Genomic DNA, 23,876 nt, shown 5'->3' on the forward strand with positions numbered 1-23,876 from the left:
AGTGTTCGATCATCGCGCTCGCAGAACTATTCGTGACCGCTCATCAGGGTGCGGCTCATGGGCGAGGACGTGTGGGTGGCCGGCTCGGTGCGATCCCCGGAACGCTCGTCGAGCAGCCTCGCAAGCATCGGCCGCACCGGGCGTTCCGGGCGCCCGGTGAAGTGCAGCATCCTCCGCCCGGTCGCGAGCGAACTCTTGAGCACGTCGTCGGCGAAGAATACGCGCACACGCCAACCTGCATCGCGCGCCGCCTGCAGCTTCACCGCATCCCGTCGACGCTGCTGCAGCGAAACGAGGTGCTGCCCGCCGTCGTACTCGAAGATGGCGCGCGCCTCGTCGTCAGCCGCGTCGAAGCGCCCGATCCAACACCCCTGCCCGTCGTGCAGTTCGGCCTGCAGTCGCAACTCCGGGCCGCCCACCCGAGCATTGCCGAGCCGCATCAGCGTCTCCATGCGCGACTCGGCCCCCACCCGAGCGAGTGCCGCCGCCTCGCGAAAACGCACGGTGCCGCGACCCGATGCCTGAGCCGCGAAGATCTTGAGATCGTCTCGAGTCACGTAGAGATGAGGATCGTAGCGCTCGGAGGGGTTGAGAAGCAGGAAATCGAGCGCCACGACGAGCTCGCAGAATGGAAGTTGCAAAGCCGACTGCAGCACGGCGTCGAGCGGGGCGGACACCGGAATCCAATCGTCGTGTTCGGGCACGATACAGGGGTACTCGGGCGCGACCTCTCGATGTCGGTGTCCGGCGACGCCCCGGCACCTCACGCGGCCGGCGGCCACCGGTGAAGAGACGTCGACCAGCGCGTGCTGCGACACTCTCACGGGGCAGCCGAGCAGCGCCAGCGCCGTGGAGTGACTGAACCGTTCGCCGGGCCGCAACCTCGGAAGGTACTGCAGGGCCCAGCCGTGCAGGGTGGCCGCGATGGGCCCCCGCGATCGCACACCGGCGAAGGGGCGGTGCCACCGAGGATGTCTGAAGGTGGCTCGGCCGCACCCCGACCGCACCGCGTCCCTCACTAGGAAGGCTCGCTCATCGGTGAGTGCGATGGGCTGCGGTTGAGAGGTCATGTCGACCATGGTCTCGCTTGAGTTCGCCTCGGACGCCCGTCTCCACAGCGCTCACGGGAACTCCCCGGATCGGCGGGCGAAACCCCAGCTGTGAGCGAAGTGCCTGCGACCTGTGGGGCCCTGCGAGTGGTCAAGAAGTGCTCCCATCTGGGGCGATCGGAGCACTTCTTGACCACTCGCCAGGGGAGAGGGAAACAGGAAGAAGAGAAGAGAGAAGAGAGAAGAGAAAAGGAAAAGGAAAAGGGAAAGGAAAAGGGAAAGGGAAAGGGAAAGGGAAGGGAAGGGAAGGGAAGGGCGCGTGGCAGCCAGGGAGCCAGAAGACCCGGGGAGCCCAGGAGACCGGGGGAGCCCAAGAGACCGGGGGGAGCCCAGGAGGCCCGGGGAGCCCAGGATCAGGGCCCCGGTCCGCAAGTTCCTCGCGAGTGGTCAAGAAGTGCTCGGGCCTCGGACGCCTCAAGCACTTTCTGACCACTCGAGGGGACAGGGAAAGGGGAAAGTGTGGGAAGGGAAAGAAAAAGGGAAGGGCGCGCGGCGGCCCCGAGGCTAGGAGACCCGGGGAGGCAGGATCCTAGACCCGGGCCGCAAAGTCCCTTGCGAGGGGTCAAGGAGTGCTCGGATTTCGGACGCCACAAGCACTTTCTGACCACTCGCGAGGGAGCGGGCAGGAGAAAGCAGGAGCGGGCGGGGAGAGCAGGAGCGGGCGGGGGAGAGCAGGGGATAGGGTCACCCCCAACGGCCCCGAGACCGAACCGGAACCGGACCGGACAGCCCCGAGATCGGACCGGGCCGGGCAGGACCGGGCAACTCCGACCCGGGCGACCCCGGGGCAGGACCGGGCAGCACCGGGCCCAGGCCGAACCGACCCCGGACCCGACTCGCGCTCGAGAACCCGGCCTCTACGTCGCCACCGGCCGCTTGAGGCGCAGCACGACGACCGTCATGGCCGCAGCGGTGAGCGACGCGAGCACCATGTGCACGCCGACCGCGAGGGGCGGCAGCCCGCTGCGCGCCTGGTACACGCCCACGCCGATCTGCACGAGCAGCACGACGAGCAGCGCGACGCTCCAGGCGCGGGGGCGCAGCCGCTGCGCGAGCGCCCAGATCACGAGCGCGACGGTGAGCGCGAGCGCGGCGTAGCCGGGCCAGGCGTGCACGTGCGCGAGCAGCGACGCGTCGAAGCCGTCGCGCACGACGCTGTCGTCGCCCGAGTGGGGGCCGGCGCCCGTGGTGAGCACGCCGACGAAGACGGTGATCGCCATCGCGAAGGTGGTGATGTGGGCGAGGATCAGGAACGGGGTCGGCACCGCCCGCTCGCGCGCCCCGGGGCGCTCGTACATGCGCACCAGGTAGGCCGCCGTCACGCACACGATGATGAGCGAGATCACGTAGTGCACACCCACGAGGTTGGCGTTGAGGTGCAGCCACACCACGAAGCCGCCGATGACGGCCTGCGAGGCGACGAGCCCGAGCACCACGGCCGAGATGACGAACAGGTCGCGGCGCTGCCGGCGGATCGTCCAGGTCAGCACCAGCACCGCGATCGCGAAGATCAGCAGCGGCCCGCTGAGGGTGCGGTTGCCGAACTCGATGACGCCGTGGATGCCGAGCTCGGGGGTGGGGGTGAGCGAGCCGGGCACGCACACCGGCCAGTCGCTGCACCCGAGACCCGAGCCGGTGAGGCGCACCGCGCCGCCCGTCGCGATGATCGTGACGTTCAGCACGAACGAGATCCACGCGAGCACGCGCACCAGTCGGCTCGGCAGACCATCTGCGTCGATGAATCGCGGGCGCCCGCCGGGCGAGGTCGCGGAGTCGGTAGCGGAGTCGGTGGCGGTGCTGCTCGGGGTGGACAACGAAGCTCCTCTCGGGCGCCTCCCGCACGGGGTTTCGCCCTGGGCGAGCCCCTGCCCGTTTTCACCGGGAACCTGTAGAATGGGAAGCTGTGGTTGCGTACGGCGAGCCGTGTTCGGGTGCTCAGCACCGGATCGGCTCCGTCCGAAGCCCAGACTACTGCACCGCTGCAGAGCCAGACCTGTGCGCTCGATTCGTTTCGCACGCTCACGCGGTCTGAGCTCGGCGAGACGAAGAATTGAGGGAGTGATCATGCCAGAGGTACTGATCGACCGACCCGAGCTCGAAGGCTTGGGCCAGTACGAGTTCGGCTGGCACGACAGCGACGAGGCGGGCGCGACGGCGAAACGCGGCCTCAACGAGCAGGTCGTGCGTGAGATCTCGGCGCTGAAGAACGAGCCCGAGTGGATGCTGCAGCGACGCCTCAAGGCCCTGCAGATCTTCGGCCGCAAGCCGATGCCCGCGTGGGGCGCCGACCTGTCGGACATCGACTTCGACAACATCAAGTATTTCGTGCGCTCCACCGAGAAGCAGGCCACCACCTGGGAGGAGCTGCCAGAGGAGATCAAGGAGACGTACGAGAAGCTCGGGATCCCCGAGGCCGAGCGCCAGCGCCTCGTCGCGGGCGTCGCCGCGCAGTACGAGTCCGAGGTCGTCTACCACCAGATCCGCGAGGACCTGGAGGCGCAGGGCGTGCTCTTCCTCGACACCGACACGGCGCTGCGCGAGCACCCCGAGATCTTCGAGCAGTACTTCGGCACGGTGATCCCGTCGGGCGACAACAAGTTCGCGGCGCTCAACACGGCCGTCTGGTCGGGCGGCTCGTTCGTGTACGTCCCGAAGGGGGTGCACGTCGAGATCCCGCTGCAGGCCTACTTCCGCATTAACACCGAGAACATGGGCCAGTTCGAGCGCACGCTCATCATCGCCGACGAGGGCAGCTACGTCCACTACATCGAGGGCTGCACCGCTCCGATCTACAAGAGCGACTCGCTGCACTCCGCCGTCGTCGAGATCATCGTGAAGAAGAACGCCCGCGTGCGCTACACGACGATCCAGAACTGGTCGACGAACGTGTACAACCTCGTCACCAAGCGCGCGATCGCCGAAGAGGGCGCCACCATGGAGTGGGTCGACGGCAACATCGGCTCCAAGGTCACCATGAAGTACCCGTCGATCTTCCTAACCGGCGAGCACGCCAAGGGCGAGACCCTCTCGGTCGCGTTCGCGGGCCCCGGCCAGCACCAGGACGCCGGCGCGAAGATGATCCACCTCGCGCCGCACACCAAGTCGTCGATCCTCTCGAAGTCGATCGCGCGCGGCGGCGGCCGCACCGGCTACCGCGGCGAGGTGCGCGTGGAGGCGAACGCCCACCACGCCGCCAACTCGGTGGTCTGCGACGCGCTGCTCGTCGACACGATCTCGCGCAGCGACACCTACCCGGCCATCGACCTCCGCACCGACGACGCCACCCTCGCGCACGAGGCGACCGTGACCCGCGTGAGCGAGGATCAGCTCTTCTACCTCATGAGCCGCGGCCTCTCCGAAGAGGAGGCCATGGCCATGATCGTGCGCGGCTTCATCGAGCCCATCGCGCGCGAGCTGCCCATGGAGTACGCGCTCGAACTGAACAAGCTCATCGAGATGAGCATGGAAGGATCCGTCGGTTAAAGATGTCCACTCTCCAGACAGAACAGCACGGATTCAAGGCCCACAGCGACGGCGACTGGGAGAACCGGGCACCGGTGCAGACCCGCTCGGAGCGCTTCAAGTCGACGAACCTGGCCGATTTCCCCGAGGTCACCGGCCGCGAGGTGAACTGGAAGTTCACCCCGATCGCGAAGATCCGGGCGCTCATCGACGGCCCGCTCGAGGCCGGCACCGCGGCTCCGGTCGTCTCCGACGCCCCCGGTGTCGAGGTCACGCACGTGCCGATGGACTCGGATCTCGTCGGCCGCGCGGGCATCCCCGAGGATCAGGCCGCGGCGAACGCCTGGGGCCAGGCCGGCACCGCGCTGCGCATCCTGCTCACCAGCGAGGAGCGCCAGACCGTGACGGTCGACCGCTCCGGGCTCGCGCAGAACCCCGCGGCGGCTCACACGATCATCGAGGCGGCGCCCAACGCGAACGCGCTCGTGATCCTCGAGAACTCGGGCGACGCGAATCTCACCGAGACCGTCGAGATCGTGGTCGGCGACGGCGCGAACCTCACCGTCGTCTCGATCCAGGAGTGGGCCGACGACGCGATCCACCTCGCCAGCCACAACGCGACCGTGGGCCGCGACGGCAACCTCCAGCACATCGTCGTCTCGCTCGGCGGCGGCGTGGTGCGGCTCAACCCCTCGATCCACCTCGACGGGCAGGGCGCCAACGGCGAGAGCTACGGCGCGTACTTCGCCGACGCCGGCCAGCACCTCGAGCACCAGGTCTACATCGACCACAACGCCCCCCGCACCCGCAGCCGCGTCGCCTACAAGGGCGCGCTGCAGGGCGAGGGCGCGCACGCGGTCTGGATCGGCGACGTGCTGATCCGTCGCATCGCGGAGGGCACCGACAGCTACGAGGAGAACCGCAACCTCACGCTCACCGAGGGCACGCGCGCCGACTCGATCCCGAACCTCGAGATCGAGACCGGCGACATCGAGGGAGCCGGTCACGCCTCCACAACGGGCCGCTTCGACGAGGAGCACATCTTCTACCTGCAGAGCCGCGGCATCTCCGAGGACGACGCCCGCAAGCTGGTGGTGCGGGGCTTCCTCTTCGAGGTCATCCAGCGCATCGGCAACGAGCAGGTCGAGGCGCGGCTCCAGGAGGCGATCGAGGCAGAGCTGCAGCAGAGCGTGCTCGCATAATGGCCCGCCACAAGGTAGTCGCGCTGAGCGACCTGGTGCAGGATCAGGCGACCCGCGTGGTCGTCGAGGATGCGCCGATCGCTCTCGTGCTCGACGGCCAGGGAGAGGTGCACGCGATCGGCGACACCTGCACCCACGGACAGATCAGCCTCTCCGAGGGTTTCGTCGAGGACGACACCCTCGAGTGCTGGGCGCACGGCTCGGCGTTCTCGTTGCGCACCGGCTACCCGCAGAACCTTCCGGCTTACGAGCCGGTCCCCGTCTACGTTGTCGAGATCGAAGACGGCGACGTGTACATCGACCCCAACGTTACGAAAGAGATTGAACAATGAGCTCAGTTCTTGAAATCAAGGACCTGCATGTCAGCGTCGAAACCGAGCAGGGCCCGAAGGAGATCCTGAAGGGCGTCAACCTCACCATCAAGCAGGGTGAGACCCACGCCATCATGGGCCCCAACGGCTCGGGCAAGTCGACCCTCGCCTACGCCGTCGCCGGCCACCCCCGCTACGAGATCACGAGCGGCCAGCTGCTGCTCGACGGCGAGGACATCACCGAGTTCGAGCCCGACGAGCGCGCTCAGGCGGGCCTCTTCCTGGCCATGCAGTACCCGGTCGAGATCCCGGGCGTGACCAACGCCAACTTCCTACGCACCGCGAAGACCGCGATCGACGGCGAGGCGCCGGCGATCCGCACCTGGATGGGCCAGGTCAAGGAGGCCATGCAGAACCTGCGCATGGACGAGTCCTTCGCCTCGCGCAACGTCAACGAGGGCTTCTCGGGCGGCGAGAAGAAGCGCAACGAGATCCTGCAGCTCGAGCTGCTCAAGCCGAAGTTCGCGGTGCTCGACGAGACCGACTCCGGCCTCGACGTCGACGCGCTGAAGATCGTGTCCGAGGGGGTGAACCGCGCCAAGGAGCACACCGGCCTCGGCGTGCTGCTCATCACGCACTACACGCGCATCCTGCGATACATCAAGCCCGACTTCGTGCACGTCTTCGTGAACGGCCGCGTGGCCGAAGAGGGCGGCCCCGAGCTCGCCGAACGCCTCGAAGAAGAGGGCTACGACCGCTTCCTCGCGTCCGCCTAGGCGCGTAGGCTGGTCGTATGAGCGACGAAACCACCACGGTCCCGCAGTCGATCGATCCCGAGTTCCGCGAGCAGGCGACGGAGGCGCTCAAGAACGTCTCCGACCCCGAGCTCGGGGTCAACATCGTCGACCTCGGCCTGATCTACGATCTGGCCTACGACGAGGAGCACGACGCGCTGGTGATCAGCATGACGCTCACGAGCGCCGGCTGCCCGCTGACCGACGTGATCGAGAACGACATCGCCGAGGCGCTCGACGGGCTGGTGGCGGCCTTCCGCATCAACTGGGTGTGGATGCCGCCGTGGACCCCCGAGCGCATCACCGACGACGGTCGCGACATGATGCGCGCGCTGGGATTCGCGATCTAAGATCCCGACATCCGTGCCTCACAACCCGCTGCGCTCGCCCGGCGATCCTCGCCTCAACAGGATCGCCGGGCCGAGCGCGCTCGTCATTTTCGGGGTGACCGGGGATCTGTCGCGCAAGAAGCTCATGCCGGCGGTCTACGATCTCGCGAACCGCGGCCTGCTGCCCCCCCGGCTTCGCGCTCGTCGGCTTCAGCCGCCGCGACTGGGCCGACCGCGACTTCGCCGAGATCGTGCACGACGCCGTGCGCAAGTACGCTCGCACCCCCTTCCGCGAGTCGACCTGGAAGCAGCTCGTCCAGGGCATCCGCTTCGTACAGGGAAGATTCGACGACCCTGACGCGTACGCGCGCCTGCGCAGCACCGTGGACGCCCTCGATCGGGAGCGCGGCACCATGGGCAACCACGCCTTCTACCTGTCGATCCCGCCGAGATCGTTCCCCGAGGTGGCCCACCACCTCAGCAGCTCGGGCCTCGTCGACCGCACCGTCGACGACCAGCGCTGGCGGCGCGTGATCATCGAGAAGCCGTTCGGCGAGGATCTGCAGTCGGCGCGCGAGCTCAACGACACGCTCGAGTCGGCGTTCCCCGCCGACTCGATCTTCCGCATCGACCACTACCTCGGCAAGGAGACGGTGCAGAACATCCTCTCGCTGCGGTTCGCGAACTCGATGTACGAGCCGATCTGGAATCGCAACTACGTCGACCACGTGCAGATCACCATGGCCGAGGACATCGGCGTGGGCGGCCGCGCGGGCTACTACGACGGCGTCGGCGCCGCCCGCGACGTGATCCAGAACCACCTGCTGCAGCTGCTCGCCCTCACCGCGATGGAGGAGCCGATCTCGCTCAGCGCAGACCACCTGCGCGCCGAGAAGGAGAAGGTGCTCGAAGCGGTACGGCTGCCCGACGACCTGGCCACGGCGACGGCGCGCGGCCAGTACGCGGGCGGCTGGCAGGGCGGGGAGCTGGTGCGCGGCTTCCTCGAGGAGGAGGGCATGGATCCCGCCTCGCGCACCGAGACGTACGCGGCGATGAAGCTGTTCGTGAACACGCGCCGCTGGTCCGATGTGCCGTTCTACCTGCGCACCGGCAAACGACTGGGGAGGCGAGTGACCGAGATCGCCGTGGTCTTCCGGCGCGAGGCCGGGGAGCTGTTCGCGAAGGCGCACGGCAGCGATCAGGGATCGAACGCCCTCGTGATCCGAGTGCAGCCCGACGAGGGCATCACGATGCGCTTCGACGCGAAGGTGCCCGGCACGGGCACGCGCGTGCGCGACGTCACGATGGACTTCGGCTACGGCCACGCGTTCACCGAGGCGAGCCCCGAGGCGTACGAGCGGCTGATCCTCGACGTGCTGCTCGGCGACGCGCCCCTCTTCCCGCGGCAGGCCGAGGTGGAGCTGTCGTGGCGCATCCTCGACCCCATCGAGGAATTCTGGGCGTCGCTCGACGAGGCCCCCGAGCAGTACACCCCCGGGTCGTGGGGGCCCGACTCGGCGAACGACCTGCTGGCCCGCGACGGCCGCGGATGGAGACGCCCGTGATCGAGCACCTCCCCAACACGACCGTGAGCGCGGTGGCGCGCCGCCTCGTCGCGATGCGGCTCGAGGGCGGCGTCTCCGCGCTGGGCCGCGTGCTGACCCTCATCATCGCGACCTCCGAGCCGATCGACGAGACGGTGGTCGAGGCCGCCAACCACGCCTCGAGCGAGCACCCGATGCGCGTGATCGTGCTGGTCGCGAACCCGCACGAGCCCGCCCCGCGCCTCGACGCCGAGATCCGCGTCGGGGCCGACGCCGGCGCCAGCGACGTCGTCGTGCTGCGCGCATACGGCGAGGTGTGCAGCGGCATTGAGAGTCTCGTCACCGGCCTGCTGCTGCCCGACGCGCCGGTGGTGGTGTGGTGGCCGCAGGAGTCTCCCGAGCGCCCCGGATCGCACCCGCTCGGTCGCATCGCGCAGCGCCGCATCACCGACAGCGCCGACTCCTCGGCGGAGGCGTTCGCGGCGCGCGCCGCCGGGTACGCGCCCGGCGACACCGACCTGGCCTGGACGCGCCTCACGCGCTGGCGCGAGTATCTCGCCGCGATCCTCGACCAGCCGCCCTTCGACCCCGTGACCGCGGTCGAGGTGGTCGGCGGGGCCGATTCGCCGTCGACGCGCCTGCTCGCCACCTGGCTCGAGCTCATGCTGCAGGTGCCGACCGAGTGCCGGCTGCAGAACGAGGCGCCGGTGGTCGAGGGCGTGCGCTCGGTGACGCTGCGGCGCGCGTCGGGCGACGCCGTGCTCGAGCGGGTGTCGCCCGCCCGGGCGGTGCTGCGCCAGCCCGGCCAGCCGCAGCACGAGATCTCGCTGCCGCGACGCACGCTGCGCGAGTGCCTGGCCGAGGAGCTGAGGATCCTCGACGAGGACGCGATGTACGGCGGCGTGGTGAAGCAGCTCGAAGCCAACGATCGAACGGAGTCACAGTCTTGACCGGAGCAGCAGACGCGACCGCAGCGGCCGCGAACATCGGGGTCGTCGGCCTCGCCGTCATGGGGGCGAACCTCGCCCGCAACCTCGCGAGCCGCGAGGGCAACACCGTGGCGGTGCTGAACCGCAGCCCCGAGCGCACCGACGCGCTCATCGCCGAGCATCCCGAGGCCGGCTTCGTCCCCGCCTACTCCTACGAAGAGTTCGCCGCCAGCCTCACCCGCCCGCGCACCGCCATCATCATGGTGCAGGCCGGCGCCGCGACCGACGCCACGATCGACGCGCTCGTCGAGGTGTTCGAGCCGGGCGACATCATCGTCGACGGCGGCAACGCATTCTTCCCCGACACGATCCGCCGGGAGCGGACGGTGCGCGAGACCGGCATCAACTTCGTCGGCGCCGGCATCTCGGGCGGCGAGGAGGGCGCGCTCAACGGACCCAGCATCATGCCGGGCGGGTCGGACGAGGCCTGGGCCACGCTCGGCCCGATCCTCACCTCCATCGCGGCCGTCGCCGACGGCGAGCCCTGCGTGGCCCACATCGGCCACGACGGCGCCGGTCACTTCGTGAAGATGGTGCACAACGGCATCGAGTACGCCGACATGCAGCTGATCGCCGAGGCCTACGATCTGATCCGCCGCGGCACGGGCAAGAGCCCCGCCGAGATCGCCGACGTCTTCGCCGAGTGGAACCGCGGCGAGCTCGAATCGTACCTCATCGAGATCACCGCCGAGGTGCTTCGGCAAGTCGACGCCGAGACCGGTCGGCCGCTCGTCGACGTGATCCTCGACCAGGCCGGCGCGAAGGGCACCGGCGCCTGGACCGTGCAGACCGCGCTGTCGCTCGGCGTGCCCGTCTCCGGGATCGCCGAGGCGACGTTCGCCCGCTCGCTCTCGTCGCACCCCGAGCAGCGTGCCGCGGCGGCCGAGCTGCCGGGACCGGCGGAGACCTTCGCGCCCCTCGACGAGACCGCCTTCATCGAGGACGTGCGCCAGGCGCTCTACGCGTCGAAGATCGTCGCCTACTCGCAGGGCTTCGACGAGATCCGCGCCGGCGCCGCCGAGTACGACTGGAGCATCGACCTCGGCGCCGTCTCGCGCATCTGGCGCGCCGGCTGCATCATCCGCGCCCAGTTCCTCGGGCGCATCGCCGAGGCCTACACCGAGCAGCCCGAGCTGCCGCTGCTGATGTCGGCGCCCTACTTCGCCGACGCGCTGAGCCGCGGGCAGGCCGCCTGGCGGCGCGTGGTGATCGCTGCGACCGCCGCAGGCATTCCCGCACCCGCGTTCTCGTCGTCGCTGTCGTACTACGACGGTCTGCGCGCCGAACGGCTGCCGGCCGCGCTCATCCAGGGGCAGCGCGACTTCTTCGGTGCGCACACGTACCGCCGCGTCGACCGCCCCGGCACGTTCCACACGCTCTGGTCGGCCGATCGCAGCGAGGTGCGGCTCTGATGCGCGTCGAGCGCGTCGTCGACCGGCGCTCGCTGGGCGAGTCGGTCGCGACCGCGCTCATCGGGGTGTGCCGGGAGCGGCAGCTGGCCGGAGCGGTGCCCTGCGTGGTGCTGACCGGCGGTCGCGCCGGCGCGCAGGCCCTGCTCGCCGTGCGCGACCACCGCGACCGCGACACGGTCGACTGGGGGCGGGTGCGCTTCCTCTGGGGCGACGAGCGCTGGGTGCCGGCCGGGCACGCGGATCGCAACGATCTGCTGGCCGACGAGTCGCTGTTCGCCGCCGTCGAGACGGATGCGACGCTCGTGCACCGCGTCACCGCCTCCGATTCGGGGCTCACGCTCGAGGAGGCCGCCGCGGAGTACGCGGACGTCGCCGCACGGGTCGACCGCATCGACGTGGTGCTCAGCGGCGTGGGGGAGGACGGCCACATCGCCTCGCTCTTCCCGGGGCGCTCTGAGCTGCTGCAGGGCGACGACGAGGCGGCCGCGCTGCCGGTGCGCGACTCGCCGAAGCCGCCGCCCGAGCGGGTCACGCTCACGCTGCCCGTGCTGAACCGAGCCGTCCACTCCTGGCTGCTCGCGGTGGGGGAGGGCAAGGCCGAGGCACTGCGCGCGGTGCTCGGGCGCACCGAGCCGCTGGTGCCCGCAGCGCGCCTCGCAGGCCGCGTCGACACGGTGCTGTGGGCCGACGACGCCGCACTGCACCTGTCGGCGTAGCCGTCGGGACCGGGCCCGCCCGGCGCACCGCGGTTCGGGTTCCGGATCCGCGTACATCCCTCGCAGTTCCCGGCCCGCAGCCGCCGTACCGCGCAGCACTCCTCACCCGGTCGTTCGCCCTCCGCGCACCCGACAGCTCGCGCCCCGACGAGGACGAGTAGACTAGCGAGGTTGTCCACTCGCAAGCCGGCCCCGCCGGCGTGTCCAAGGAGCCTTCCCACATGATCACCGTCGAAGACCTCGCGATCGACGTCGGCGCCCGACGCCTCATGGAGGGCGTCACCTTCCGGGTGAACCCGGGCGACAAGATCGGCCTCGTCGGACGCAACGGCGCAGGCAAGACGACCCTCACGCGCACACTGTCCGGCGAGCTGCAACCCGCCGAGGGTAGCATCACGGTATCCGGCGAACTCGGCTTCCTGCCGCAGGATCCCCGCACCGGGGATCCCGAGCAGATCGCGCGGCACCGCATCCTCGACGCCCGCGGCCTCGGCACGCTCACCAAGAACATCGCGAAGGCCACCGAGGAGATGGCGTCCGACGACCCGGCCGTCGCCGAGAAGGCCATGAAGCGCTTCGGCAACCTCACCGACCGTTTCCACGCCCTCGGCGGGTACGCCGCCGAGTCGGAGGCCGCGTCGATCTCGCACAACCTCGGCCTGCCCGACCGGGTGCTCGACCAGCCGCTCAAGACGCTCTCCGGCGGGCAACGCCGTCGCATCGAGCTCGCGCGCATCCTGTTCAGCGACGCCGACACGATGATCCTCGACGAGCCGACCAACCACCTCGACGCCGACTCCATCGTGTGGCTGCGCGAGTTCCTCAAGGGCTACAAGGGCGGCTGCATCATCATCTCCCACGACATCGACCTCGTGGGAGAGACGGTCAACCGGGTCTTCTACCTCGATGCGAACCGCCAGGTCATCGACGTCTACAACATGAACTGGAAGCTGTATCTGCGACAGCGCGCCGCCGACGAGGAGCGTCGCCGCAAGGAGCGCGCGAACGTCGAGAAGAAGGCCTCGGCGCTCAAGGATCAGGCCGCGAAGTTCGGTGCGAAGGCGTCGAAGGCCGCAGCCGCGCACCAGATGGTGGCGCGCGCCGAGAAGATGCTCTCGGGCCTCGAGGACGAGCGCCAGGTGGATCGCGTGGCGAAGCTGCGGTTTCCCGACCCCGCGCCCTGCGGCAAGACCCCGATCATGGCGCAGGGGCTCTCGAAATCGTTCGGATCGCTCGAGATCTTCGCCGGCGTCGACCTCGCGGTCGACCGCGGCTCGAAAGTGGTGGTGCTCGGCCTGAACGGCGCCGGCAAGACGACACTGCTGCGCCTGCTCGCGCAGGTCGACGAGCCCGACACCGGCGAGATCATCGCGGGTCACGGCCTCAAGGTCGGCTACTACGCGCAGGAGCACGAGACGCTCGACGTGCGGGCGAGCGTGCTGCAGAACATGGTGTCGGTCTCGCAGCACCTCACCGAGACCGAGGCCCGCAAGGTGCTCGGCTCGTTCCTGTTCACCGGCGACGACGTGCACAAGCCCGCGGGTGTGCTCTCCGGCGGCGAGAAGACCCGTCTCGCGCTCGCGATGCTCGTGGTCTCGAGCGCCAACGTGCTGCTGCTCGACGAGCCCACCAACAACCTCGACCCCGCCAGCCGCGAGGAGATCCTCGACGCGCTCGCGCACTTCAAGGGCGCGGTCATCCTGGTCTCGCACGACCCGGGCGCCGTCGAGGCGCTGAACCCCGAGCGCGTGCTCATCATGCCCGAGGCCACCGAAGACCACTGGTCGAAGGAGTACCTCGACTTCATCGAGCTGGCCTGATCGAACCCGCGCGCCTGCGCGCCCGCACGCACGCCGCGATCGTCGTCGCGCGTGCGGACGCGCAGGCCCGGGTCAGTCGGCCTCGCGGGCGCGGGCCCGCTCGGCCGCGCGCTCCTCGCGGTCCGACACGTAGTGCGGCGCGAGCGAGAGCGCGCTGAAGCGGAACGGACGGTCGACGCGGGTGAAGCCCAGCGGGCAGTGCTCGACGCCGGCGGGGATGTACACGCAGCCCGACGTGGTGATCGTGTGCCGCTCACCGTCGATGTCCATGTAGATCTCGGCCCCGAGATCATGCGGGTTGTCGGGGTCTCCGCCCGTCCAGATCAGAATCTCGTCGTAGTCGTGCACGTGCGGCACGACCCAAAGCTCGGGCACCTCGGTCTCGTGGATCCAGATGTGGGTCATGTTGACCTTCGCATCGGGCACGAGCCCGGCGTGCAGCAGCCAGTTGGGTTCGCCGAGGTTCTTCGGCGGTTCGAGATCGGCGGCCTCGCCCTCGTTGTTGAAGTCGTCCGGCCCGCAGACCGGCATGTGCTTCACGAACAGGTGATCGTACTGGTTGCCGCTGCCCGACAAGGCCGCCTCCTCACGGCGCCCGCCGCGTTGCGGGCGCACGTCTCGAGGCTAGGTCGGCCGCCCCGCGAGCGGCAACGCGCCCCGCCCGACGGAGCGCCTCGGGTCAACACCCCTGCGCCCGGGCGCAACCGGGGGCATCTCAGCGGGCCGGGTCGGCATCGGGCGCGTCGGGTCCCCGCCGATCGCTCGAATCGCCGGTCTCATCGTCGTCGTGCGGGTCGAGCCTGTTGATGACGAAGGCGGCGCCGTCCTGCTGCATGCCGTTGTCGAAGTAGGCGACGTGGCCCGACTCGTCGAGGTCGAGGCTGCTGCTCTGACAGATGAAGTCGCGCGCCACGCAGTAGTCGCGCACCCGGTCGGCGAATGCGTCAAGGCTGCCCTGAGCGCGGGGGAGAAGCCCATTGACCGCGGGATCGTAACTACCCGCGTTGAAGGGCTCGCCCCCGACGAATCGGGGATCCCCGTAGAACACCACCGCGAGCACCCGCTCGACCGCGCTCTCGGAGACCACGCCGACGGTGCCGCCCACGATCCGTGCGTCCGGCGCCGCCAGCGCGTCGCCGATCACGAGCGCGCCCTGCGAATAGCCGAGCAGCACGAAGCGCTGCTCGTCGCACGCCTCGGCCTGCACGTTGAGCGTGTCGACGAGCATGCGCGCCCCGAGCGTGCCGCCCTCGCTCATCTCGCCATCGGCGGGGTAGTCGAGGTCGAGCACGTCGACCTGATCTGGCCTCGCCTGCGAGATCGAGCGCGCGACGGGGGAGAGCAGCTGCCCCTTCGACGGCTCGCCCGTGCCGCGCACGGTGATCACGAGATACGGCGAGCAGTCGCGCGGCTCCACGATCGGGTCGGGGTGCAGCTCGGCGTCGTACAGCTCGGCGGCCTGCGGCGGATCGGGGTTCTCGGTGACCTCGGCGAGGGAGTCGCGCGTCGCCGACGGATCGACCTGGGAGGCGCAGCCCGCGAGCACGACCGCGGCGCACAGCGCAGCGACGATCGAAAGGGGCCGGATGAACGTCAGGGAAACCACACTCCAGACTAACTCGGGCGAACTGCGAATCTCGGGCGCGCCCGATCCCGGCACCGGCCTTGCGCGCTCTTGACGGCTTCAACGGCCGATCAGACCGACCGGAGGGGCCTCAGCCGCCGATGAGCGCGTCCTCCTCCTCGGCGTCGCTGAGCCCGCGACGGCGCTTGCGCTCGGCGCTGCGGCGATCCTGCTCCCGCACGACGCTGCTGTCGGGGTTCAGCCCCCGGTACTCGCGCCGAGCCGCATAGCCGACGCCGATGCAGGCGATGCCGATGAACACGTACCACTGCAGCGCGTACGAGAGGTGGGGGCCCTCGTCCCGCTCGGGCTTCTCAGGCAGCACGCCGTGCTCGCCGGCCGGCGTCTCCGAGATGAGCATGCCGTACGCACCCGTGTACGCCTCGCCCTCGGTGCCCGTGAGACGCGCCAGCTCGGGCAGCTCGATGCTCGCGACCGTTCGCCCCACGGAGGTGCGACCCGGGATCGTGGGCTCGGAGGCACGCAGCCTCGCCTCGACGCGCACCTCGCCGCTCGGCGGCTCGGGCAGCTCGTCGGCGGCGATCCCGCCGGTCTCGGCCTCATGGCCGTCGATCGGCACCCAGCCACGATCCACGAAGAAGACCCGTCCGTCATCGGTGCGCAGCGCCTGGATGAGGTTCGAGCCGACGCCGTCTCGCCCCGGCCTGTTGCGGGCGAGGTAGGGATCGCCGACGTACTCGCCGATGACCTCGACCGTGCGCCACTTCTGCGCGTCCTCGTCGAAGGCCGACGGATCGGACAGCTCATCGGCGAGGGGCGCGGCGGGAGCGTCGTAGTTCGCGTCGATGCGGGCGATCTCGGCGCGCGCCTCCGCTCGGCGGTCGAACTGCCAGTTGCCCAGGAACACGCACGCGACCGAGAAGATCGCGAGCATCGTGAAGTAGCCGATCCATCGACCCGAGTACAGGAAGCGCCAGCCCACCGGCGTCGCGTCAGCCATCGAGCTCACCCACCACCCGCGTCTCGAGGGGGAAGTCGCGCGCCGCGAGGAACTCGCGCAGCGTCTCGAGGTGCGCCTCGCACGCGAGCCACGTCTTCCGGCGGTGCTCGTCGTGGATCTTCGGATTGCGCCAGAGGATCGCCCAGCTCGCCTCGTCGCGGCACCCCGCCCGGGAGCACTCGAAGCGGTGCGACGGGGCACCGCCGAGGGTCACGCCGCCCAGCACTGCGGCGCTCACGCGGCGCCGCCGCGCGCGTCGTGCGTCTCGGGGCCGGGGGAGGGGGCGCCCTCGGCGCGGGGCCCGTCGGCGGAGGTGCTCTCAGCCGAGGCGCCGTCGGAGGAGGAGCTGCCGCCAGCGGGGCCCTGCGCAGCTCCGGCGGGGCCGGCGCCCTCTGCCGCGGACGAACGGCGCTCAGGCTCGACATCGATCACGATGAGGGTGTCGGCCGACACCTCCTCGGGCCCGACGGGCGCGCCGCCCTCGAGCTTCAGCGGCTCGGGAGCGTCAGGGGCCTGACCGCCGTCGTGCGCGACCGCGTTGCCCACCATCACCGCGAACCACGGCAGGAAGACCGCCCCGGCCGCCGCGAGCAGCACCCACCAGCCGCGCACCCAGAACAGCGAGGTCACGCAGGCCACGCGCAGGCTCATCGCGATGAAGTACATGCGCATCCGGTGCGCGCGATCCTCGGCCGGATTCACCCCCGCCGATGTCACACTGTAGCTCTTCGCCATGCGCCCTTTCCTCAGTACCAGACCAGCCTACGCCGTCCCGCTGGGACCGCGCACACATGCAATAGGCTGGGGACAGTTTTGACGGAAGGACCTCCATGAGCACCTCGCGCACCGTACTCGTCACCGGCGGCAACCGCGGCATCGGCTACGCGATCGCCGAACGCATGATCGCCGACGGCCACCGCGTCGCCGTCACCGCCCGCTCCGGCGAGGGGCCCGAGGGATCGCTCACGGTGCGCGCCGAGATGACCGATGCGGCCTCCATCGACGCGGCCTTCACCGAGATCGAAGCCCGGCTCGGCCCCGTCGCGGTGGTCGTCGCCAACGCGGGCATCACGCGCGACACCCTGCTGCTGCGCATGACCGAGGAGGAGTTCACGAGCGTCATCGACACCAACCTCACGGGCACCTTCCGCGTCGTGAAGCGCGCCGCGAAGGGTCTGCTCAAGGGGCGGTTCGGCCGCGTGATCCTCATCTCCTCGGTCGTCGGCCTCTACGGCTCGCCCGGTCAGATCAACTACTCGTCGTCGAAGGCCGCGCTCGTGGGCTTCGCCCGCTCGCTCACCCGCGAACTCGGATCCCGCAACATCACCGCCAACGTCATCGCCCCCGGCTTCATCGAGACCGACATGACGGCCGCGCTTCCCGACGAGCAGCAGCAGCAGTACCTCTCGTCGATCCCCGCGGGCCGCTTCGGCCAGGTCGCCGAGATCGCGGGCGCCGCCTCGTTCCTCGCGGGCGACGACGCCGCCTACATCTCGGGCGCCGTGATCCCCGTCGACGGCGGCCTCGGCATGGGCCACTGAGCGCTGGCGCGCTGACGGCCCGGTAGACGCCCTCGGGAGCGATCGTGCTCGCGAGGGCGTCGGACGTGTGACGCCGGCCTCGCCGCGCAACGGACGAGGCGCGAGGCCTCAGGCCAGGCGGTCGAGCAACGGGATCGCGCGCGCCAGGTCGTCGGTGATCGAGACGTCGGCGCGCTGCTGCACGATCGGCTTCGCGTTGTACCCCACTCCCACCGCTGCGACCCCCATCATCTCGAGATCGTTCGCGCCGTCTCCGATCGCCACCGTGGCGGAGAGCGGGATCCCGCTCGCCTCAGCCCACTCGCGCAGCGACCGCGCCTTCACCGAGCCGTCGACGACGGGGCCGACGGTGCGACCCGTCAGGCGGCCGTCGGCGACCTCGAGCCGGTTCGCCCGCCAGAAGTCGAGCCCCAGATCCTCGGCGATCGGATCGAGCACCTCGTGGAACCCGCCGGAGACGACGCCCACCTTGCCGCCGCGCTCGTGCACCGCGGCGACGAGCTCGCGGATGCCGGGGGAGAGACGCACCCGACCGTAGGCCTCCGCGAACACCGTGTCGGGCGTGCCCGCCAGCGTCGCGACGCGCTCGGCGAGGCTCTCGGCGAAATCGAGTTCCCCGCGCATGGCCCGCTCGGTCACCTCGGCCACCCGCTCCCGGCTGCCCGCGGCATCGGCGAGCAGCTCGATCACCTCGTCCTGAATCGTGGTGGAGTCGCAGTCGAGCACAACAAGCGGTGAAACGGTCATGCGATCCAGTCTAGGCTTGAGCCCATGGTCAACGTGCTGCGCTTCACCGATGTCACCTACGTACGCGACCGCCGTCCGATCCTCGACGGGATCGACTGGGCGGTCGAGGACTCGGAGCGATGGGTCATCCTCGGGCCGAACGGCGCGGGCAAGACCACGCTCATGAAGCTCGCCACGGCGAACGACTACCCGACCACGGGCTCGGTCGAGGTGCTCGACAAGCGCCTCGGGCGCGTCGACATCTTCGAGCTGCGCAACCGCATCGGCTTCGTCTCGTCGGCCACGGGCCGCCGCATCCCGGCGTCCGAGAAGGTGCGCGACCTGGTGCTCACCGCCGCATACGGCGTCGAGGGCCGCTGGAACGAGCACTACGACGACGTCGACGTTCGGCAGGCCGAGCGCATCCTCGCCGAGTGGGACCTCGGCGACTACGTCGACCGCGCCTACGGCACTCTCAGCGACGGGGAGCGCAAGCGGGCCCTCATCGCCCGCGCGGTGATGACCGATCCCGAGATGCTGCTGCTCGACGAGCCGAGCGCGAGCCTCGACCTCGGCGCGCGCGAGCGGCTGCTGCAGATGCTGTCGGGCTTCGCGCGGTCGCCGCACTCGCCCGCGATGATCATGGTGACGCACCACGTCGAAGAGGTACCGCCGGGCTTCACCCACGCCCTGCTGCTGCGCGACGGGCAGGTGCAGGCCTCGGGCCCCATCACCGAGGCGCTCACCGCCGAGAACCTCGAAGCCACCTTCGGCATGCCGTTCGAGCTCACCGTGTCGAACGGCCGATACGCCGCGGTCGCCAAACCGTAGCCGCCTCGCCCGGGATTCGAACCCCAGAACGCGGCTGTTCTGGTAAACTCGATCTTTGGTGCGGCCACGCCGCAGATCCCAAGACCTCAGGGTGTGCTGTTACACACCCTCATCCAGGCACATTAAGGAACACTCATGAAGACCGATATCCACCCCGAGTACAACGCAATCGTTTTCCGCGACCTCGCCTCGGGGGAGACGTTCCTCACCCGCTCCACGCTCAGCAGCGACAAGACCATCGAGCTCGACGGCGCGACCTACCCCGTCATCGACGTCGAGATCTCCAGCGCCTCGCACCCGTTCTACACCGGCAAGCAGCGCATCATGGACTCGGCCGGCCGCGTCGAGAAGTTCAACCAGCGCTTCAAGGGCTTCGGCGCCTGAGCCGATAGCCTCCCAGGCGAAAGGGCGGTCGCTCCGAACCGGATCGACCGCCCTTTGTCGTGTGCCGGCGCGCCGCCGGGCCGTCTCGCTGGGCCGGGAAGGACGCTTGCAGCACCGATCGACGCTCGCGCACCCCGTTCGCACCGATTCCGGTGCGCGAAGCTCGATCGGTGCCGCGGGGAGGCCTGCAGACGCACGGGGAGAAGTCGTAGGGAGGCGGGCAAAGCGGGAGGAGAAGTCGTAGGAAGGCGGGCAAAGCGGGGGAGAATCCGCACGCGGCCGGGAGGGCCGCGCGGGCGTCAGCGCATCGGCCAGCGCCCATCGGCGATGAACGAGGGATCGCGCACCCGCCGCATGTAGTCCTGGAAACTCGCGGCCTGCGCGGCCGCCCACGCGACCTGGGCGCGATGCAGCTCATCGAGCTCGACCGGGATCACGTCGGCGTACTTGCGGGCGATGCGCTGCAGCACGCGGCCGGCCGCGATCGCGTCGTCGCCCGCGTCGTGCGCGTTGCCGATCTCGACGCCGTGGTGCGCCGCGACCGCCTCGAGCGTGCGCTTGCCCTTGCGGTACCGGTCGAGCTGCTTGTCGAGGATCAGCGGATCGACGACGGGGGAGAGCTCGCTCGGCCACGCGACCCCGTGGCGGGCGGCCTCGGCGGCGAGCAGGTTCAGATCGAACGGCGCGTTGTAGGCGACCAGCGGGAAGCCCCGCTCGATCATCTCGAACAGCCGGGTGACGATCTGCTGCACTCCGACCGCCGCGTCGATGCCGCTCGCGCGGGCGATCTCGGTCGTGATGCCGTGCACCCGCACCGCGGGCTCGGGGATCTCCACGCCGGGATCGAGCAGCCAGTCGTAGCGCTCCTGCACCTCGCCGGACGGGCCGAGCAGGGCGATCGTCGCGCTCACGATGCGCGCGTAGGAGGTGTCGACGCCGGTGGTCTCGGTGTCGAACACGGCGAGATTCGCCGCCCAGAGCGGGAGTTCTTGGGTCACGGGGATCCTTTCGTTCTCAACGATGCTACCGACCGTCGCCGGAGCCCGCCCGCAGGGCGCTGCCAGGGGTTCGCGGGTACCATCGGGGAGTGACCGTTTCACCCACCCTCCTGCGTGTGCCGACGCTCGGCATCGACACCCGAGCCTGGCAGTACGGCGACCCCGAGGCCGCCCCGCTGCTGCTCGTGCACGGCTTCCGCGGCGACCACCACGGTCTCGAGGGCGTCGCGCAGGGGATCGTCTCCGCGCTCCCCGGTGTGCGCGCCATCGTGCCCGATCTGCCCGGCTTCGGCGAGAGCCCCGCCATCCCGGGGCGGGAGCACGACATCGAGCTCTACGGCGAGTGGCTGCGCGCGTTCGCCGACGCCGTCGCGCCCGCCGGCCTCGCCGTGCTCGGGCACTCGTTCGGCTCACTCGTGGTCGCCGCGGCGATCGCCGGGGGCCTCGAGCCGAGCCGGCTGATCCTCGTCAACCCGATCTCGGCGCCGGCCCTCGAGGGGCCGCAGGCCGCACTCACCCAGCTCGCGATCGGCTACTACCGCGCCGCCGAGCTGCTGCCGCGCCCGGCCGCGCGCCGCCTGCTCGGCAACCCCGTCATCGTGCGCGTGATGAGCGAGGTCATGGCGAAGACCGGCGAACCCGAGCTGCGCTCCTGGATCCACGGCCAGCACGACGCCTACTTCAGCACCTTCTCGGATCCGACCACCCTGCTGCAGGCGTTCCGCGCATCGGTGTCGCACACCGTGCCCGAGTTCGCGCGCGCGTTCACGATGCCGACGCTGCTGATCGCCGGAGAGCGCGACGACATCACCCCACTGCCGAAGCAGCTCGACCTGCGCCACCGCGTGCCTGGCTCGCGCCTGCGCATCATCCCGGGCACGGGGCACCTCGTGCACTACGAAGCCGTCGACGACGCGGTCGCCTTCGTCTCGGAGTTCCTCGCCGGGGCGCGGGCCGACGAGCGCGAGGCCGCCGCGTGAGGCTCGCTCGCATCGGCGACCTCTCCGCACCGGAGCTCGCCGATTACACCCAGCTGACCGATGTCGCGCTGCGGCGCGTGCGCGAACCGGAGGAGGGGCTCTACCTCGCCGAGTCGCCGAAGGTGATCGAGCGCGCCCTCAACGCCGGCCATCGCCCGCGCTCCGTGCTGCTGCTCGAGGAGTGGCTGCCGCGCGTCGAACCGCTGCTCGCCGACCACCCCGACGTGCCCGTGTACGTGGGGGAGTCGCAGCAGCTCGAGGCGCTCACCGGCTTCCACATGCACCGCGGCGCGCTCGCGTCGATGCACCGCCCCTCGCCGCGCGACCCCGTCGAACTGCTGCGCGCCTCGAAGCGCGTCGTCGTGCTCGAGGACCTCACCGACCATACGAACGTGGGAGCCATCTTCCGCTCGGTCGCGGCCCTCGGGGCCGACGCCGTGCTGCTCTCGCCGGCGTGCGCCGACCCGCTCTACCGCCGCGCCGTGCGCGTCAGCATGGGCGCCGTGCTGCAGGTGCCGTGGGCCCGATTGCCGGAGTGGCCGGTCGCCGGCCCCATGTTCCGCGACGAGGGTTACGAGCTCACGGCGTTCGCTCTGCGCGACGACGCCGAAGATCTCGCCGACTACGCGGGGGAGTTGCCCGAACGTCTGGCGCTGCTGTTCGGCACCGAGGGCGCCGGGCTGTCGCGGAGGGCGCTCGCCTCGGCGGCGCGTTCCGTGGTGATCCCGATGGAGCACGGCGTCGACTCGCTCAACGTCGCGACCGCGGCCGCGCTCGCGCTCTGGGCAGTGCGCACCGCGGATCGCGCCGGGGACCTCAGCGCAGGCCGGGGCGGTGCTCCGGATCGCGCCGAGGGCCGGGGGAGCCGCCCGTGATCGGCGGGGGCGGCCGCAGGCGGGCGCTCTGGTTCGCGATCTTCTGGATCGCCGTGGGTGTCGGATCGTACGTGCTCGGCGTGCAGCTCGAGGTGGGGCAGCGCGCCGAGGACAGCGTGCTGGACGCCGCGGAGTTCACCACCAGCCCGCCGCCGCCGTTGAACCTGGTCTCGATCCCGTCGGTGGCGATCGCGCTCGGCGTCGTCGCGGTCGTCGCCCTGCTCGCGCACGGCGTCAAGCGGGCGCTGGTCGTCACCGTGGTACCGGCGCTCGCCATCGTCGCCTCGCAGCTGCTCAAGCAGGTCTGGCTGACACGACCCCAGCTGTTCGACCTCGATGTGCCGAACACGTTCCCGAGCGGCCACATGACGGTGTTCGCGGTGGTGACGGCCGCGCTCGTCTGGGCGGTGCCGACACGGGCGCGGGGCTTCCTCGCGGTAGCGGGTGCCGTGCTGCTCTCGGCGGTGGGGTGGCAACTGCTCGCGTACGGCTGGCATCGCCCGAGCGACGTGCTGGGCGGGCTCGCGCTCGGCACCACGGCGTTCGCACTGGCGTGCCTGATCCGGCCGGCGACGTCGCGGGGGAGCATCGTGCTCGGCCGCACGCTCGCGGTGGGCCTCGCGCTGGTCGGGTGGATCATGGTCGCCGCCGCGCTCGTGCTGGCGGCCGTCGCCGCGTGGAACGGCAACGCGGCGACGCTCCTGAGCGCGGGCCAGTTCGGCTGCATCGGCGCGGCGACGCTCGCGTCGCGCACACTGCTGCTGCTCAGCGTGGGCCGAACCTGACATAATCCGCACCCGGGGAGGGAGACGCCGGAGCTGGCGAACGCGCTTCGAGCCCGAACCGCGCTCCGTGAGTCGGGCGCGGCCAGGAGCGTATTGCGCCGCGCACCGGCGAGCTTCGGCCCAGCCGGCATCGTCGACTTCGTCGACCGGCTTCGACCGACGATGTCCGACGATGTCCGACGAAGCATTCCAGCCGATACCGCACCGGAGCTCCGGGAATTCCAGCGGAGACTCCCGCAGGCGCGTTCACGGTCGCGCGTTCGTTACGGGGCCACACGCTCCACTGCGAAAAGACCCACGGTGAGACGCTCCCACAGCTCGCTCATTCCCGGCCAGCCTGCTCCACAGCGAAAAGACCCACAGGCGCTTTCACCGCTTCGATTATCATGCACGAGGGCGCTCCGCGCCCAGTGCATGATAATCGATATTATGTCAGCTTTCTGAGATGACCCGCCTCTCCCCCTCGCCGCCCCGCACCGCTCC

The 23,876-nt window shown here is 70.2% G+C and carries 24 protein-coding genes and 1 pseudogene; 16 read left to right on the forward strand and 9 right to left on the reverse strand.

The window, feature by feature from the left end; translation table 11 throughout:
- Positions 1–26: 26 nt before the first annotated feature.
- Positions 27–704, reverse strand: coding sequence for a hypothetical protein (locus Leucomu_RS08200; protein WP_128386902.1), 678 nt, complete (start codon positions 702–704; stop codon positions 27–29).
- 1,262 nt (positions 705–1,966) lie between these two features.
- Positions 1,967–2,923, reverse strand: coding sequence for a COX15/CtaA family protein (locus Leucomu_RS08210; RefSeq protein ID WP_228407042.1), 957 nt, complete (start codon positions 2,921–2,923; stop codon positions 1,967–1,969).
- A 250-nt stretch (positions 2,924–3,173) separates the two neighbouring features.
- Between Leucomu_RS08210 and sufB the strand changes: the two genes are divergently transcribed.
- From sufB to Leucomu_RS08260, 10 genes and pseudogenes are all read left to right on the forward strand, one after another.
- Positions 3,174–4,592: a Fe-S cluster assembly protein SufB gene (gene sufB / locus Leucomu_RS08215; RefSeq protein WP_128386905.1), complete on the forward strand. Its 1,419-nt coding sequence runs from the start codon at positions 3,174–3,176 to the stop codon at positions 4,590–4,592.
- Positions 4,593–4,594: 2 nt separating this feature from the next.
- On the forward strand, positions 4,595–5,773 hold the full coding sequence (sufD, locus tag Leucomu_RS08220) for a Fe-S cluster assembly protein SufD (protein WP_128386906.1): 1,179 nt from the start codon (positions 4,595–4,597) through the stop codon (positions 5,771–5,773).
- Entirely contained in the window at positions 5,773–6,105 is a 333-nt protein-coding gene (locus Leucomu_RS08225; RefSeq protein ID WP_017884678.1) for a non-heme iron oxygenase ferredoxin subunit, read from the forward strand. Before sufD ends, Leucomu_RS08225 begins: the two co-directional genes overlap by 1 nt.
- Positions 6,102–6,860 (forward strand): Fe-S cluster assembly ATPase SufC, encoded by a 759-nt coding sequence (gene sufC, locus Leucomu_RS08230; RefSeq protein WP_128386907.1) that lies wholly within the window; start codon positions 6,102–6,104, stop codon positions 6,858–6,860. Before Leucomu_RS08225 ends, sufC begins: the two co-directional genes overlap by 4 nt.
- A 17-nt stretch (positions 6,861–6,877) precedes the next feature.
- Positions 6,878–7,228, forward strand: a complete 351-nt coding sequence (locus tag Leucomu_RS08235; protein ID WP_017884676.1) for a metal-sulfur cluster assembly factor — start codon at positions 6,878–6,880, stop codon at positions 7,226–7,228.
- Positions 7,229–7,241: 13 nt separating this feature from the next.
- Positions 7,242–8,772, forward strand: a pseudogene (gene zwf / locus Leucomu_RS08240) (glucose-6-phosphate dehydrogenase).
- The gene (locus Leucomu_RS08245) at positions 8,769–9,701 is read left to right on the forward strand and encodes a glucose-6-phosphate dehydrogenase assembly protein OpcA (protein ID WP_128386908.1); all 933 of its coding nucleotides are present in this window, start codon (positions 8,769–8,771) and stop codon (positions 9,699–9,701) included. The pseudogene zwf and the gene Leucomu_RS08245 overlap by 4 nt, the downstream one beginning before the upstream one ends.
- Before the next feature lie 59 nt (positions 9,702–9,760).
- A complete protein-coding gene (gene gndA, locus Leucomu_RS08250; RefSeq protein WP_267128476.1) occupies positions 9,761–11,152 on the forward strand; it encodes an NADP-dependent phosphogluconate dehydrogenase in 1,392 nt (463 codons plus the stop codon).
- Positions 11,152–11,868, forward strand: coding sequence for a 6-phosphogluconolactonase (gene pgl, locus Leucomu_RS08255; RefSeq protein ID WP_128386910.1), 717 nt, complete (start codon positions 11,152–11,154; stop codon positions 11,866–11,868). Before gndA ends, pgl begins: the two co-directional genes overlap by 1 nt.
- A gap of 221 nt (positions 11,869–12,089) precedes the next feature.
- A complete protein-coding gene (locus Leucomu_RS08260) occupies positions 12,090–13,688 on the forward strand; it encodes an ABC-F family ATP-binding cassette domain-containing protein (protein ID WP_128386911.1) in 1,599 nt (532 codons plus the stop codon).
- 72 nt (positions 13,689–13,760) lie between these two features.
- On the opposite strand, the gene Leucomu_RS08265 is transcribed toward Leucomu_RS08260, so the two are convergent.
- The 5 genes from Leucomu_RS08265 to Leucomu_RS08285 all read right to left on the reverse strand — a co-directional run bounded on the left by Leucomu_RS08265 (position 13,761) and on the right by Leucomu_RS08285 (position 17,008).
- Positions 13,761–14,264 (reverse strand): cupin domain-containing protein, encoded by a 504-nt coding sequence (locus tag Leucomu_RS08265; RefSeq protein ID WP_128387818.1) that lies wholly within the window; start codon positions 14,262–14,264, stop codon positions 13,761–13,763.
- A gap of 139 nt (positions 14,265–14,403) precedes the next feature.
- Positions 14,404–15,294: a cutinase family protein gene (locus tag Leucomu_RS08270; protein WP_128386912.1), complete on the reverse strand. Its 891-nt coding sequence runs from the start codon at positions 15,292–15,294 to the stop codon at positions 14,404–14,406.
- 109 nt (positions 15,295–15,403) lie between these two features.
- Entirely contained in the window at positions 15,404–16,273 is an 870-nt protein-coding gene (locus Leucomu_RS08275) for an SURF1 family cytochrome oxidase biogenesis protein (RefSeq protein ID WP_128386913.1), read from the reverse strand.
- A complete protein-coding gene (locus Leucomu_RS08280; RefSeq protein WP_128386914.1) occupies positions 16,266–16,511 on the reverse strand; it encodes a hypothetical protein in 246 nt (81 codons plus the stop codon). Before Leucomu_RS08280 ends, Leucomu_RS08275 begins: the two co-directional genes overlap by 8 nt.
- Complete coding sequence (locus Leucomu_RS08285) at positions 16,508–17,008, reverse strand: DUF3099 domain-containing protein (protein ID WP_128386915.1); 501 nt, start codon at positions 17,006–17,008, stop codon at positions 16,508–16,510. The genes Leucomu_RS08280 and Leucomu_RS08285 overlap by 4 nt, the downstream gene beginning before the upstream one ends.
- A 95-nt stretch (positions 17,009–17,103) precedes the next feature.
- On the opposite strand from Leucomu_RS08285, the gene fabG reads away from it, so the two are divergent.
- A complete protein-coding gene (gene fabG, locus Leucomu_RS08290; protein ID WP_128386916.1) occupies positions 17,104–17,814 on the forward strand; it encodes a 3-oxoacyl-ACP reductase FabG in 711 nt (236 codons plus the stop codon).
- Between the two features lie 108 nt (positions 17,815–17,922).
- On the opposite strand, the gene serB is transcribed toward fabG, so the two are convergent.
- A complete protein-coding gene (gene serB / locus Leucomu_RS08295; RefSeq protein ID WP_128386917.1) occupies positions 17,923–18,561 on the reverse strand; it encodes a phosphoserine phosphatase SerB in 639 nt (212 codons plus the stop codon).
- Positions 18,562–18,585: 24 nt separating this feature from the next.
- Between serB and Leucomu_RS08300 the strand changes: the two genes are divergently transcribed.
- Together Leucomu_RS08300 and Leucomu_RS08305 are read left to right on the forward strand one after the other, a co-directional pair.
- Positions 18,586–19,371: an ABC transporter ATP-binding protein gene (locus Leucomu_RS08300; RefSeq protein WP_128386918.1), complete on the forward strand. Its 786-nt coding sequence runs from the start codon at positions 18,586–18,588 to the stop codon at positions 19,369–19,371.
- A 135-nt stretch (positions 19,372–19,506) separates the two neighbouring features.
- Positions 19,507–19,755 (forward strand): type B 50S ribosomal protein L31, encoded by a 249-nt coding sequence (locus tag Leucomu_RS08305; RefSeq protein WP_017884662.1) that lies wholly within the window; start codon positions 19,507–19,509, stop codon positions 19,753–19,755.
- A 299-nt stretch (positions 19,756–20,054) separates the two neighbouring features.
- Here the strand turns inward: Leucomu_RS08305 and Leucomu_RS08310 are convergent, their stop codons facing one another.
- Positions 20,055–20,753 carry an exonuclease domain-containing protein gene (locus Leucomu_RS08310; protein WP_017884661.1) on the reverse strand — a complete coding sequence of 233 codons (699 nt, stop codon included), beginning with the start codon at positions 20,751–20,753 and terminating at the stop codon, positions 20,055–20,057.
- A gap of 89 nt (positions 20,754–20,842) precedes the next feature.
- Between Leucomu_RS08310 and Leucomu_RS08315 the strand changes: the two genes are divergently transcribed.
- The 3 genes from Leucomu_RS08315 to Leucomu_RS08325 are packed head-to-tail and all read left to right on the forward strand — an operon-like array spanning position 20,843 to position 23,393.
- Positions 20,843–21,733 carry an alpha/beta fold hydrolase gene (locus Leucomu_RS08315; RefSeq protein ID WP_228407043.1) on the forward strand — a complete coding sequence of 297 codons (891 nt, stop codon included), beginning with the start codon at positions 20,843–20,845 and terminating at the stop codon, positions 21,731–21,733.
- Positions 21,730–22,608, forward strand: coding sequence for a TrmH family RNA methyltransferase (locus Leucomu_RS08320; RefSeq protein ID WP_128386919.1), 879 nt, complete (start codon positions 21,730–21,732; stop codon positions 22,606–22,608). The genes Leucomu_RS08315 and Leucomu_RS08320 overlap by 4 nt, the downstream gene beginning before the upstream one ends.
- On the forward strand, positions 22,605–23,393 hold the full coding sequence (locus tag Leucomu_RS08325; protein WP_128386920.1) for a phosphatase PAP2 family protein: 789 nt from the start codon (positions 22,605–22,607) through the stop codon (positions 23,391–23,393). The genes Leucomu_RS08320 and Leucomu_RS08325 overlap by 4 nt, the downstream gene beginning before the upstream one ends.
- Positions 23,394–23,876: the final 483 nt, after the last annotated feature.

The sequence above is a fragment of the Leucobacter muris genome (genome assembly GCF_004028235.1).
Taxonomy (GTDB): Bacteria; Actinomycetota; Actinomycetes; order Actinomycetales; family Microbacteriaceae; genus Leucobacter; species Leucobacter muris.

What these genes read in the sequence shown, in the direction of transcription:
- sufB (WP_128386905.1), top strand. Translation starts at nt 3,174, where the DNA reads ATGCCAGAGGTACTGATCGACCGACCCGAGCTCGAAGGCTTGGGCCAG.
- Leucomu_RS08285 (WP_128386915.1), bottom strand. Translation starts at nt 17,008, where the DNA reads ATGGCGAAGAGCTACAGTGTGACATCGGCGGGGGTGAATCCGGCCGAG.
- Leucomu_RS08225 (WP_017884678.1), top strand. Translation starts at nt 5,773, where the DNA reads ATGGCCCGCCACAAGGTAGTCGCGCTGAGCGACCTGGTGCAGGATCAG.
- gndA (WP_267128476.1), top strand. Translation starts at nt 9,761, where the DNA reads ATGGGGGCGAACCTCGCCCGCAACCTCGCGAGCCGCGAGGGCAACACC.
- Leucomu_RS08260 (WP_128386911.1), top strand. Translation starts at nt 12,090, where the DNA reads ATGATCACCGTCGAAGACCTCGCGATCGACGTCGGCGCCCGACGCCTC.
- pgl (WP_128386910.1), top strand. Translation starts at nt 11,152, where the DNA reads ATGCGCGTCGAGCGCGTCGTCGACCGGCGCTCGCTGGGCGAGTCGGTC.
- fabG (WP_128386916.1), top strand. Translation starts at nt 17,104, where the DNA reads ATGAGCACCTCGCGCACCGTACTCGTCACCGGCGGCAACCGCGGCATC.
- Leucomu_RS08275 (WP_128386913.1), bottom strand. Translation starts at nt 16,273, where the DNA reads ATGGCTGACGCGACGCCGGTGGGCTGGCGCTTCCTGTACTCGGGTCGA.
- Leucomu_RS08235 (WP_017884676.1), top strand. Translation starts at nt 6,878, where the DNA reads ATGAGCGACGAAACCACCACGGTCCCGCAGTCGATCGATCCCGAGTTC.
- sufC (WP_128386907.1), top strand. Translation starts at nt 6,102, where the DNA reads ATGAGCTCAGTTCTTGAAATCAAGGACCTGCATGTCAGCGTCGAAACC.
- Leucomu_RS08300 (WP_128386918.1), top strand. Translation starts at nt 18,586, where the DNA reads ATGGTCAACGTGCTGCGCTTCACCGATGTCACCTACGTACGCGACCGC.
- Leucomu_RS08305 (WP_017884662.1), top strand. Translation starts at nt 19,507, where the DNA reads ATGAAGACCGATATCCACCCCGAGTACAACGCAATCGTTTTCCGCGAC.
- sufD (WP_128386906.1), top strand. Translation starts at nt 4,595, where the DNA reads ATGTCCACTCTCCAGACAGAACAGCACGGATTCAAGGCCCACAGCGAC.
- serB (WP_128386917.1), bottom strand. Translation starts at nt 18,561, where the DNA reads ATGACCGTTTCACCGCTTGTTGTGCTCGACTGCGACTCCACCACGATT.